This is a genomic window from Haemophilus sp. CCUG 66565, from assembly GCF_001679495.1.
GTDB lineage: Bacteria > Pseudomonadota > Gammaproteobacteria > Enterobacterales > Pasteurellaceae > Haemophilus > Haemophilus haemolyticus_K.
The window spans coordinates 128,296-142,378 of record NZ_LZOX01000013.1 but is presented as its reverse complement, the minus strand read 5'-3'; the positions used below and the strand labels follow the sequence as shown (position 1 = coordinate 142,378).

Sequence of the window (14,083 nt, the reverse complement as noted above, 5' to 3'; positions counted from 1 at the left end):
CAGCAAAAGGCAAAACTAAATCAAAAACAATTTCAAAATTAGCCGCACTTTCGTTAGTCACTTGCTCTCCTCTTATGGCTGAACATGTGATGGCTCGTACTTTTATTAATCAAACTGAAGTTAGCGATAAAATTGCGGATTCAACTAAACAAATTGCAATTTTGCAGGGATCTTCTCGGCCTGCAACTAGTTCAAATGGTACCATTCTTATCAGTAATGGCCCGCTTGTGCGAGATGGTTCTATAAAAATTGGTTTCGATATTAGAGATTCTTCAACCGGTAATGCTGGAGATACTATAATTGGTAACTATGTTAAAACTGGTGGTGGCGAAAAGGATTCTTTGTCTACCGCTGTTGGTTATGGTACACAAGTAGCTGGTCCTTCTGTTTCAATTGGTGTCGGTAGTAGCTCTGACATCGGGGATGCATCTGGTTGGAATGCCGTTCAAAATAGTGGTGTTGCAATTGGTGCATTTTCAAGAGTAAGTGGTCAAACAACAACAACTAATGGCGGCGTGGCAATTGGTGCCGTAGCATTTGCTGATCAAGGGTTAGGCGGTTCTGTTGCAGTTGGTCAATTATCTGGCGCTGCAACTTTGATGTATGATAGAGAAGTTACCGCTGATGGAATTTTAGTACCTGTAAATGAAACTGGAGTAGCTAATAGTAAAAATTTAACTTCGATTGGTTATAAAGCTGGAGCTCGTTCAAGCGGTGGTGTAGCAATTGGTGAGAATGCTACAACTTCTTCACTCGGAGCAAATGCGATTGCGATGGGTACAGCAAGTGCTGCAATTAAATCTGGTTCTATTGCAATTGGTCATGAAGCTATTGCTGGTGGTTATAGTAATAAAGATGATATCGCTAAGTTGACTAAGCAAAAAGAAGACCTTGAAAAATTAGAAGCATCTCAGCAAAAGCGTTTTAAACAAAAAACCACAGATATGGATAAGAATCCTACAGCTGAAAATAAATATCAAGTTGCAAGTGCTAAGGCTGCATTAGAGCGTATTCAATTGGCTATTGAGCGTATTAATGCCGATATGAAACGCTTATCAACTGATGATAGTATTACTACGAATGCCATTGCGATTGGACACCAATCTAAAGCAACTCATCAAAGTGCTCTAGCTATGGGTGATAACGCTCAGGCTAGTGGAAAGAATTCACTTGCTCAAGGCAATAGAGCTAATGCAACAGCTGAAAGTGCGATGGCTCAAGGGGACAGTTCTACCGCTTCAGGCATATATGCTGTTGCGCAAGGCCGTAAAGCGAATGCAACAGCGAATTTTACAATTGCACAAGGTAACACGGCGGTAGCAAGTGCAGTTTCTGCTATCGCATCTGGTAACCAAGCTAAGGCAACAGCTGAAAGTGCTGTAGCACAGGGTGATAATGCATTGTCCTCGGGGATATATGCTATTGCACAAGGTCGTAAAGCGAATGCAACAGCGAATTTTACAATTGCACAAGGTAATAGTGCTGTAGCGAGTGCAGTATCTGCAATCGCATCTGGTAACCAAGCTAAGGCAACAGCTGATAGCGCAGTGGCACAAGGTAATAATGCTAACGCAGCAGCTGATAGTGCTGTGGCACAAGGTAATAGTGCAAAAGCTACAGGTGCATATGCTATTGCGCAAGGCCGTAAAGCAGAGGCAACTGCAAACTTTACAATTGCTCAAGGTAATTCCGCAAATGCAAGTGCTCAATACGCTATGGCATTAGGTAACCAAGCGAAAGCGAATATTGAGCACGGTGTGGCATTAGGTTCAAGTTCTGAAACAACAGTGGCAAAAGGTGTGACTGGATTTAATCCAACTGCTCAAGGTACTTCAGATATTCGTGCTAACGCCTATGCACCATTAAATGGTAATGCGTTGACCTCCACTTTAGCTGGGGTTTCCGTTGGTAGTGCAACGAATACTCGCCAAATTAATCATGTGGCAGCTGGTACTGCAGATGATGATGCGGTAAATGTGGCGCAACTTCGTTCTGTAAACTTAAAAATTGCAGGTAATACTAATGGCGAAACAGAATCTGCAAAATCAGGTGATATGCGTAATACAGCGACTTCAAAAGCTGATGTATTGCTTGATAGCCAAACATTAAACGTGGTAAGTAGCAATACTAATTTATTAACAACAGATGCGACGAATAACACCATTACTATCACGCCAAAAACAACCAAAGTGGAAGTCAATAACGACACGACAAAAGACGACTCTGGTAAGGCTACTACTCCAACTAAGAATGGGTTAGTAACCGCTACAGACTTAGCGGATACATTAAACAGCATGTATTGGAAAGCTACTTCAGCTGCAACAACAGATGGGGTAGTATCGGGCACTGAAGTACAACCAGTTAAAGCTGGCAATACCGTTACATTTGAAGCAGATAAAAATATCAAGATTACTCAAGATAAGGGTAAATTTACATTCGCAACAAAAGACGATGTTGAGTTTAATACTGTAACTGTTGGACCTAAATTTGTTGATGAGCAAGGTAACCTAGTTACGAAAGTGGGTGATAAATACCTAGATAAAGGTGGTAAAGAAGTTCCTGCAGATAAAGTAAAACCATTTGCTCCAGTTGCAATGAAAGCTGAAAAAGCGACACGAGCTGATAATAATCAGAATGGTAAAGCGCCAACAACTGCGTTAAATGTTACGTCTACAGATGGTAAACCTACACAAATTACTGGTGTTGGTTCTGTATTGAGTAATGAAAGTGTTCCTACTAATACTAATGGAACTCCAAATAACCAACCTAATTTAGTAAATTTAGGAACTAAACCAAATGATAAAGGAGAAGTAAAGCCATTAGATCAGAATGTATTAAACTCTGCTGCAACTGTTCGTGATTTAGCGAATATGGGCTGGATTGTTGGTGCGCCTGAAAATGGTTATGTAGATACAGTGAAGAATGCTAATAAAGTAGATTTCAAGGCTGGGGCTGGAATTTCTGTAACGGGTAAAACTAATGATAAGGGCGTTCGTGAAATCACAATCTCTGTTGCTGAGGGTAATGTGAAATCTAATCTTCCATCTGTAAATGATGCAGATAAGAATGCCAAAGATGTTGCGGGCAATCCGATTGCAGGTAAAGACAACAAGTCTGCGCCGATTACGGCAACTGAAGCAGCTGACTTGTTGAATCCTAAAACAGCAGATGGAAAAGCTAATCCTAAATTTGCAGGTAACAATGCAGCAACGGTATCAGATGTGTTGAACACAGGCTGGAATTTACAAAATAATGGTGAGGCACGTGATTTTGTAAAACCTTATGACACTGTTAACTTTGTAGATGGAAAGGGTACTAAGGCAGTTGTTGAATCAGATCATAAAACCAGTAACGTAACGTTTAATGTTGATACTGTTGACATGACTTCAACCCAAAATGGTACAGTTGAGAACCCGATGGGTAATAATGCTAAAAAGTTATTAGACGATTTAGCCGCTGCTAAAAAAGCAGTTGCAGACAATCCTGATGATGAAGAAGCAAGAGCAAAACTTAAAGATGCAGAAGATGCTGTAAATAAAGCAGGTGGAAACAAAATTGCAACGGCACAAAACGTTGCTAATATGATTAACAATTCAGGCTTTACATTAAAAGCGGATAAAGTTGACGGTGGTGAAAATACTACTGATGGTAATAACGCTAATGGAGATAAATTGACTGAAAAGGGTGAGTTAATCAAACCGGGTTCAACAGTAACGATGAAAGCTGGTAAAAATATGGCTGTTAAGCATGATACAAACGGCAATATTACCTATGCAACAGCTTCTAATGTAACCTTTAACAGCGTTCAGTTTGGTGATAATGGTCCTAAGATTACTAACAATGGTGAAAATATCAATGTTGGTACAGCGACAGGCGCACCAACTAAGATTACAGGCGTAGCACCAGGTGAAATTTCAGCAACTTCAAAAGATGCAGTAAATGGTAGCCAGTTATATAGTGTGGCAAAAGGTGTAGGTAATCGTATTAATAACTTACAAGGCCAAATTAATAAATTAGGCAACCGTATGAATGCGGGCATGGCGACTTCTGCTGCGATGGCAAACTTGTTACAACCGCATAAACCGGGTCAATCTGTGGCAACTGCGGGTATTGGTCAACACAAAAACCAATCTGCTGTAGCAGTGGGTTACTCTCGTATTTCTGATAACGGCAAATACGGTGTTCGCTTCTCAATGGGGGCTAACACTCAAGGTGAAGTGACAGGTGGTGCAGCAGTCGGATACTTCTGGTAATTTCACCGCACTCTTATAAATAAAACCGCTCCTTTGGGGCGGTTTTTTGTTTATTGCGCCAATGCGTTTTTATTTAATGCCAACTTATCGTTCCATTGATATTGATTCCACACTTGATTTGCAATTAGCAGAAAGTTTAATTTCAAAAGAATTCTAAAAAAATTGGCCACACTTCGCGGCCTTTGTTTTTTGATAAACATATTGGCTTTTTCCCAATAAAAACTCACCTAAAACTCACCGCACTTTTGGCTTACTTCTTGCGCAAAAAAAGCAAACGTTTGCTATTGTTTTTTATTACACTTGATAAATGTAAATTATCGTAAAGATTGTATTTTTAAATTGAATTCCATGACTAAATCTGTATAATTTTTCTGCTTTATTTACGCCCAAGTTCTTTTATTAATTGAATAAGAGATTAAGGGTATTTTTTTACATTGTTAGAGAGACATTTATGAATAAAATCTTCCGTATCGTTTGGAGCCAAGCAACGCAATCTTGGGTGGTCGTTTCAGAATTAACCAAAGCACATAAAAAACAAAGTTCATCAAATGCACAAAGAAGTGCGGTCAAATTTTCAGGAAGATTTATTAAATATTCAGCCATCGCATTGGCGCTGTTAAGTGGCCATTCGGCTTATGCTATCGTCAATGAACCAGGCACAGGTGGCAATACCAGTGTCGCTTGGGGGACATCGTCAAATGCTTCAGGAGATAATGCTGTTGCACTTGGTAAGCAATCCAAAGCGACAGCGGCCAGTGCTGTAGCCCTTGGTGAAGCGGCAAATGCAAATCAGGCACGTGCTATCGCTATAGGTAAAGGGGCAACAATTAGTAGTGGTCAAGATACAATTGCGATTGGTACTGATACTAAGGCACAAGGTCACAATAGTATTGTAATCGGTAAAAATGCTAAAACCACAAATGATGCGGAAGGTACCGTGGTTATCGGCCGTGATGCATTCAGCGAAGGATCTGGTAATCCGGGTCGTCCTAACACTGTGCTTGGTCGTGGCGCATACACGGCATTTGGTGAAAAAGGGACATATCGTTTAAATGCGGCCACGGCTCTTGGTTTCCAAGCGGGTGCGGGTCTTCGTACAGATCCTAACAATGGTAATAAATTAGTTAATAATGAAACCAATGCCGATAGTAATGAAAATGTATTGGTAAAAGCAGGCTATGGACTTCAGAAGATTGAAGATGCAACTAAAGCAGCTGAAATGGAAAAAGTAAAAAATTTTCTACAGGCTGGATTCGAATTTAATGCCCTTGATCCTAAAAGTAATGGAGTAAGTTCTGATATAGCGAAAACTTTAAATTTTTATCGTCAAAAACATATCAATGAAGCAACTGCCATAGGTGCAGAGGCTCGTGCTATCGGTGACCAATCCATTGCTATCGGTGGACAAGTAGTCGCCGGCGATGGTGTTGTTGCCTTAGGTGGTAATGATACAGATCAATTACGTGGTAATAAATACCAAGTGGTAACAGACGATGCGGTGAACAGAACGAATGTAAATGCCATTGATGACTATAATTTAGCCTATACTGAAAGTACAAGAACAGTAGCAGACCAGTATAACAAACTAGTAGGTCGTACAATGCCAACGGGATATCGATCTACATATGGTCAATCTGGTTCCGTAGTTATCGGTATGGAAGCCCATTCTACGACAGCGTTGGGTACAGCTATCGGTACTAACTCTGTAGTTCGTATGGGGGCTTTCGGTGCTACAGCTATCGGTGCGGGTTCTACTGTACAGCCAAATGCAGAAGCTGCGGTAGCCATCGGTATGGGTTCCGTAGCGAATGGTAGTTATGCCTTAGCGGGTGGTACAGCATCTTGGGCAGATTATGGTGATATTGCTTTAGGTTATCAAGCAAAAGCTACTGGTAAAGACGGCGCTATTGCGATGGGTCGTGCAACCAATGCTCAAGGCGACTCATCTATTATGATTGGTGGGGCGAATATTGCCTCTGCAGCTGCTCAAAATACATCTTTCGAGAAAGATAGTAAACAGGTTGTGAAAAAAACCGTAACTGAAAAAATCAATGGTAAAGATGTAAGACGGGAATATAGTTTTGCTGGTACAACTCCAACTACAGGAACAGTAGCTGATGCCTATAAAGAGTTAACTGGTCTTACTATGGATACTGCTGCACTTGACTTTGTTAAAAACAAAAATGGTCATGCATCCACATCCTTAGGGGTACATGCTTTATCGAAAGGTGATTTAGGTACGGCTATTGGTGCTGGCTCTCGTTCTGATGCGATTGGTTCAGTGGCATTAGGTACCGGGGCTCATGCAACTAAACAAAATGCGGTGGCGATCGGTACAGGCTCTACAACCGATTTGGTGGGTACACGCCAATTAAGCGTGAACTACGACAGCGACGGTAATATTGTTTCCGATGATTCAAAAAATATAGCCTACACATTTAAATGGGCTGGCGGTACCAATACTTCTGAAGGGGATGTGGTGTCCTTCGGTAGCTCCGGCGCAGAACGCCAATTGAAAAACGTAGCAGCCGGTCGCGTGGCGGAAGACTCTACTGATGCAATCAACGGCTCCCAGTTGAACTCTATCACCAAAAAAATTGCAGCAGGTTTTAACACAAGCGGTAATGTGGTAACGGGATCTTCAGGTGAATTCACATCTAAAAAAGCAAATACAGATCCTGCGAAAAAAGATTATGAAACCGCAATCCGCTCGGAAGACAAAGTCCAATTCCAAGTCGGCAACAACTTGAAATTAGACCGTAATGAAACCGAATCTGAAGTTGAAGTTCCGGATGATTTTGATAAAACCAAAATAGTTAAAAAGAAAATCAGAAAAGCCGATTTTGCCTACAGCCTGAACCCTGTATTGACCAACCTGACCAGCGCAGAGTTTAAAGATGCTAACAATAACGTGACGAGCATCACCCCAACAGGAGTTACCGTTAAAAAGCCAGGTGCGACTGATGCGAATACAGTCTCATTGGGTCAGAACGGCTTAAACAATGGTGGTAATGCGATTTCTAATGTGGCAGGTAATTTACCAGAAACTAAAAATAATGATGCTGCAACAGGCCCAAGTAATGCTACTACATCTCAAGCAGCCCCAACTTTAGGAAATGCTGCAAATCAAGTAAATCCGACGAATGCAGCGACTGTATCTGATGTATTGAATGCTGGCTGGAACGTGCAAGGAAATGGTACGCCTGTAGATTTTGTGAAAGCCTATGATACAGTGAACTTCATCAATGGTGACGGTACAATCGCTACTGTGGAAAGTGCAGATGGTAAAACATCTACTGTAAAATACAGCGTAAACCTTGGCAATGGCTTACAAAAAGATGACGTAGGTAATACAATTTCTGTAAAACCAGCAGATACTTCTTTAGTAGTTGATGGACATGGTGTAAAAGTTAACACTGGTGCAATCAATAATGTTACAACAGGCGATAAAGCAGGTACTGTGGAAGCCAAGAATGGTGATGAAAATAAAGTTGCTACTGTGGGTAATGTTGTTAACGCCATCAACAATGCAGCATGGACAGCTACATCTGCTAAAACAGGGGCTGGTGAATTAGGTAAAGAAGCAACTAACCAACTTGTAAAAGCAGGCGACAAAGTTACATTCGAAGCTGATAAAAATATCAAGATTACCCAAGAGGCGGGTAAATTCACGTTTGCTACGAAAGAAAATGTGACGTTCAATACTGTACAAGTAGGTGGAGATCAAGGCCCTAAATTGAGTAAATCTGATGCGGGAGATCTAAAAGTATCTGGTCCTAATGATACAGATCCAGTGAAAGTTACGAATGTAAAAGATGGAGATATTTCTGCAGATTCCAAAGATGCTATTAACGGTAGTCAATTCCATAAACTAGCGAATAATACTATCCAATTAAAAGGCCAAACAGGTGATAATGCTGTTACAGAAACTAATAAACAAGCGTTAAATAAAGAAAATGGTATCGCTTTCACTGTTAAATCTAGCGATGGTACTTTGTTAGAAGTGACTGCAGCAAATGATACGATCACTTTGACACCGAAAACAGCGACGCTTACAACAGGAGCTGATGGCGTGCCAACAGCGGATACGACAAATGGCAAATTGGTTACTGCTGATCAATTGGTGAATACCTTAACAGAAATGGGTTGGAAAGCGACAGCAGGTAAAGATGGCTCTGGTACTGTGTCTGGTGCTGCTACAGAGTTGATCAAAGCAGGTAATACAGTAACTTTCAAAGCTGGTGATAATTTAGCCGTTAAACAAGATGGTAAAAACTTTATCTATTCTTTACAAAAAGAATTAACTGGTCTAACAAGCGCTGAATTTAAAAACCAAGCTGGTGATACAACTGTAATCAACAGTGATGGCATGAAAATCACTCCAAAAGATGCGCCGGCAAACCCTGTATCTTTAACAAAAGATGGCTTAGATAATGGTGGCAAAACAATTAAAAATGTTACATCCGGTTTGACAAATTATGGTCCTGGAACACCAAAAGAAGGCCTTGTAGATTTAAGTAAACCAGCTACAGGAAATCCAACTGTTCCTGATACTACAGCAGCTACTGTAGGCGATTTACGTAATATGGGTTGGGTTGTATCTTCTGACAAAACAACAGGTGAATTAACAAAAGCGTACACAGACCAAGTAAAAAATGCTGACGAAGTAAAATTCGTAGGAGAAGGTGGCGTTACTGTATCTGGTAAAACAGAGAATGGTGTTCGTACTATCACTGTGAAAGCAGAGGCTCAAGAAATGCCTGAGCAACCTGTAAGTTATACAACTGCAGATGGTATAAAAGTATATCCTAAGACGGTAAAAAAACCAGATGGAACTAAGGAAACTAAATACTATCCAAATCCAGATGGTACAGGCACTGAAATTCCTAAAGAGAATGTGATTGCATCTATCAATGGTCCAGAAGGTACTAAGGCACCAACTACATTATCCAATGTAGCAGGTAACTTGGATGGTGCTAAAAAAGATACAAAAGCGCCAACTACGGAACATACTCCTGTTAATACAACAGACGCAGCAGCTCCTAATTATGTAAATCCTAACAATGCGGCTACTGTGGGTGACGTATTAAATGCAGGTTGGAACCTGCAAAACAACGGCGACGCTCGTGACTTTGTGAAACCGTACGATACCGTGAACTTTATCAACGGCAAAGGTACCGTTGCTGTAGTGGAAACTGCAAATGATGCGACCAGCAGCACCGTTAAGTTTGATGTGGATGCGGGTGAAATTACTGCGGACACAAACAAATCAGGTGCGGTAAAAGGTCCTGTTACTGCGGATGAAGCGAAGAAACTGGCAGAAGATCTGAAGAAAGCCGAACAGGCAGTGAAAGATTTGCCTGAGAATGCGACTGAAGATAAGAAAGCAGCAGCACAAAAAGCATTGAAAGATGCCCAAGCTGCGGCAGCTCCATTGAACAAAGTGGCGACTGCCCAAAACGTTGCGGATATGATTAACGCATCCGGCTTTACGCTGAAAGCGGATAAAACTGAGGGAGACAACTTAACTGCGGCTGATTTGGCAAAAGGTGAGACGATCAACCCAGGTGATACCATTACTATGAAAGCAGGCAAAAATATGTCTGTGAAACATGAGAAAGATGGTTCGATTACCTATGCAACCAAAGACGAAGTTGAGTTCAACACAGTGAAAGTGGGTGGTGATGCGAATACTTATGTAGATGACAAAGGTAACCCAGTGACTAAGAAAGAAGATGGTTCTTTCGAAGATGCTAAAGGTAACAAAGTTGCTAAAGATAAAGTAAGTCCAGTAGCACCAGTAACATTAAAAACTGAGAAGGCAAGCCCGGCGAATAACAACGCAGAGGGTAACCATCCGACAACGGCGTTGAATATTGCGGCAGGCGATAAACCAACGCAGTTGAAAGGTGTGGGTTCTGTGTTAAATACAAAAGAACAGCCGACATCAACAGGTAAACAAGGAGATACTCCGGCAACAGCAGGCAACCAAAACTTAGTGAACCTTGGTAACAATCCAATTACGGGTAAATCCGACCTTGCACCTGAGATTTTGAACTCAGCAGCAACCGTTCGTGATATTGCGAATATGGGCTGGGTAGTATCAACAAAAGATGGCAACGGCTATAAAGATGTGGTGAAAAATGCGAACCAAGTGGACTTCGTGGGTAAAAATGGCATTACCGTAACCGGCGAAACCAAAGGTGGTATTCGTACTATTACTGTTGAAACGGCTCAATCGCCAGTAGTTTATACCGATAAAGAAGGTAATAAACTGGTGAAAGCAGGAGATAACTTCTACCCAGCAGATGCAGTGGTGTTTGGTGATAAGGCTTATCCTGCAGGTTCAGTTGTGATTGATGGTAATGTTTACCCAGCAGGAACAACAGCAGATGATGTGAAAGCAGGTACAGCGACGCCAGCAACGGCATTGCAGAATGGTAAAAAACCAACAGATGTGATTGCTTCAATGAACAATGGTGATGACAAATCTGCGAATGCGCCAATGCAATTGGGTAACGTAGCGCAAGGTGCAGAAACTATCGCGCCAGTAGATGCTGATGGTAATAAACTCGTTAAAGCAAATGACGGTAAGTATTACCCGGAAGGTAAAGTAAAAGCTGATGGTTCATTAGAAGATGGCACAACAGATGCGGATGTAAAACAACCGCTTAAATTGGCGAACGATGGTAAATGGTATCCAGCGGATCAAATTAGTACGAAAGGTGTTCCTACGGATACAGCAAAAGCAGTAACACCACCAGCTAAGATGGATCCAGCAGCAGGCTTAGTAGACTTTGCAAACTCTAACCCGAACAATGCCGCGACAGTAGGTGACTTGCAAAATATGGGTTGGATTGTAGGTGCTCCAGCGAATGGCTATACAGACCAAGTGCGCAACACTAACAAAGTGAACTTTGTTGGAAAAGGAATTGCAACTGTTACAGGTGAAACTGATGCGAATGGTGTTCGTACGATTACTGTAAACGTATCAAATGGCTTAGTGGATGTTGCGAAGAATGAAGCAGGTACAGCAACGGGTGCGGTAACAGGGCCGAAGAAAGCAGCTGAAGATGCATTAAAAGCGGCTCAAGCTAAATTAGAGGAGTTAAATAATAAACCAACAGCAACAGATGAGGAGAAAAAAGCTGCTCAAGATGCAGTAAATAAAGCTCAAAGTGCGGTAAATAATGCACCTAGTTTGATTGCAACTGCCGAAAATGTTGCGGATATGATTAACAAATCAGGCTTTACGCTGAAAGCAGATAAAACTGAGGGAGACAATTTAACCGCAGCTGATTTATCAAACGGTGAGATGATCAACCCAGGCGATACCATTACTATGAAAGCAGGCAAAAATATGTCTGTGAAACATGAGAAAGATGGTTCGATAACCTATGCAACGAAAGACGATGTGTCATTCAATACAGTGAATGTTGGTGAGCCTGAAACATACAAAAATGCAGCAGGCGAGACTGTTGTGAAAGGTAACGATGGTAAATTCTATAAACCAAACGAACTTAACGCTGACGGTAAACCAAATGAAGGGTCAACAGGTTTAGAACGAGACAAAGTAACGGTGGAAAATCCGCAAGTTACCTTGAAACGTGAAGCTGCGAAAGAGGCAAAAAATAATGATAATGCCAATAAACCATCAAGTGCGTTGAATGTATCTTCTTCAGACGGCAAACCGACACAATTAAAAGGTGTGGGTTCTGTGTTGAATACTGCAGATGTTAAGACTTCAACAGGTGATCAACCTGATGCTAATGGCAATGTAACAACACCGGCTAAAGAAGCGAAAGACAAACTAGTTAACTTAGGCACTAACCCGAAAGAAGGTGATAAACCTTTAAGCGAAGAAACATTAAATTCTGCAGCAACTGTTCGTGATTTAGCGAATATGGGTTGGGTGGTATCTGCAAAAGATAACAACTACACCAATACTGTGAAAAACGCGAACAAAGTGGAATTCAAAGGTAAAAACGGTATTTCTGTAACTGGTAAAGATGTAACGCAAAAAGATGGCACGGTAACTCGTGAAATTACGGTGGCGATTGCAGAAGGTAGTGTGACGGATAAAGTGACAATTACTAAAGACGGTAAAGAAATCCCAGCGATTAAGATTGGTGATAACTACTATTCAGTAGATAAAGATGGTAAACCAGTTGGCTACGAGGTAGATACAAATGGTAAACCAACTGCTAATAATCGACCGCTTGATGTAGCTGATGCAGAGATTAAGAACAATGGTTCTGGTTTTGTAACAGGTAATACCGTGGCAACAGCAATCCAAGAGTCTGGTTGGAATATTGGTTTGGCTGATTCATCTAAAGCTAATAAAGCATTTGATGATAGTAGTAAAGCGTTATCAGCAGATAAACTTGAGAAAGTAAATCCAGATGACAATGTTCGTTTTGCCGATGGTAAAAATACCAAAGTTCAAGCTGCAACTGTGGATGAGGTAAATAAAGATGGTAAAAAAATCACCAATACCTATGTGAGATTTAATGTTGATTTACCAATTAGTCAAATTACCTCTGAAGATAAGGATGGTAATAAGGTTGCTAAAGCTGCTGATGGTAAATGGTACCCAGTTAAAGAGGGTAAACCTGATACAACCAAAGAAGCCTTAGAACCAAGTAACGTTCGTACATCAGCTTCAATGGATCCTGATGGCTTAGGAGATAAATATACCTCAACAACAAGTCGTGAAGAAGGTTTAACTCCAACTCAGCTTGGTGAATTGACGGGTAAACAAGAAGCTGCCGCAAAAGCCGCAGAAGAGAAGATTAAGGATTTATTGAAAGGTCAATCTAAGGATGTTGTTGAGGCCGCTTCTAAAGCTGCAGTGGATGCGGCAAAAGAAGAAGCTAAAGTACAATATCTAAAAGATAATGGCTTAGATAAAGGTACTGGCGGTACAGTCATCTCTAATGTTGCATGGGGTACGAAACCAAGTGATGCGGTGAATGTTGATCAATTACAAAATAGTGGCATCAATGTTCATTCTAGAACGGTAGAAGGTTCAACAGGTAAAGTCATTTCAGGCAATACTTCTCCAACTAAAGTTAAAATGGATGAGACTGTTAATGTTGATGCAGGTAACAATATCGAGATTACACGTAATGGTCGTGATATTGCGATCGCAACTTCAATGACTCCTCAATTTAATAGTGTCCAATTTGGTAAAGAAGGACCTAAGATTACAGGTAAAGCTGCACAACCTGCAAAACCAGCAACAGCGACTAGCCCAGCTACACCAGCTCAGCCAGCTGAACTAAGTGTGAATGGTGCGAAAATTACTGATGTTGCACCTGGTCAAATTTCAGCAACTTCTAAAGATGCTATAAATGGTAGCCAGTTACATGCTGTAGCTGCAGGTATTGGGCATAAACTTGGTGACTTGGATAACAAGATCAACAAAGTTGGAAAACGTGGTGATGCAGGCACTGCGAGTGCATTGGCAGCGGCGAATATTCCGCAGGCTTATACACCAGGTAAGAGCTTAGTTGGTATTGCAGCGGGTAGCTACCAAGGTCAAAATGGTCTTGCAGTAGGTATGTCTCGTATTTCTGATAATGGTAAGATCATCATCCGTTTATCTGGTACGGCAAATAGCCAAGGTAAAACTGGCGTTGCAGCTGGCGTAGGTTATCAATGGTAATTATCTGATAGCAAAAACATAATGAAAAAACACCGCAAAGTGCGGTGTTTTTTTATATCGGCTTTAAAAATATGCTTTAATTAACATTAAAAGAGGGGAAAATATGCCCGTTATTATGTCATACCATTTCACTTGCAATGCTTTATTAAAGATTGTTTAATAA

Annotated in this window: 2 protein-coding genes and 1 pseudogene; all 3 read left to right on the top strand. The window is 41.1% G+C overall.

The window, feature by feature from the left end:
* Positions 1-74 precede the first annotated feature (74 nt).
* The 3 genes and pseudogenes from A9501_RS04235 to A9501_RS04230 all read left to right on the top strand — a co-directional run bounded on the left by A9501_RS04235 (position 75) and on the right by A9501_RS04230 (position 13,920).
* Entirely contained in the window at positions 75-4,253 is a 4,179-nt protein-coding gene (locus tag A9501_RS04235; RefSeq protein ID WP_065265014.1) for a YadA-like family protein, read from the top strand.
* A 49-nt stretch (positions 4,254-4,302) separates the two neighbouring features.
* Positions 4,303-4,410: pseudogene (locus A9501_RS09520) on the top strand (acylneuraminate cytidylyltransferase); the annotation flags it as partial.
* A gap of 294 nt (positions 4,411-4,704) precedes the next feature.
* Complete coding sequence (locus A9501_RS04230) at positions 4,705-13,920, top strand: YadA-like family protein (RefSeq protein ID WP_065265013.1); 9,216 nt, start codon at positions 4,705-4,707, stop codon at positions 13,918-13,920.
* Positions 13,921-14,083 lie beyond the last annotated feature (163 nt).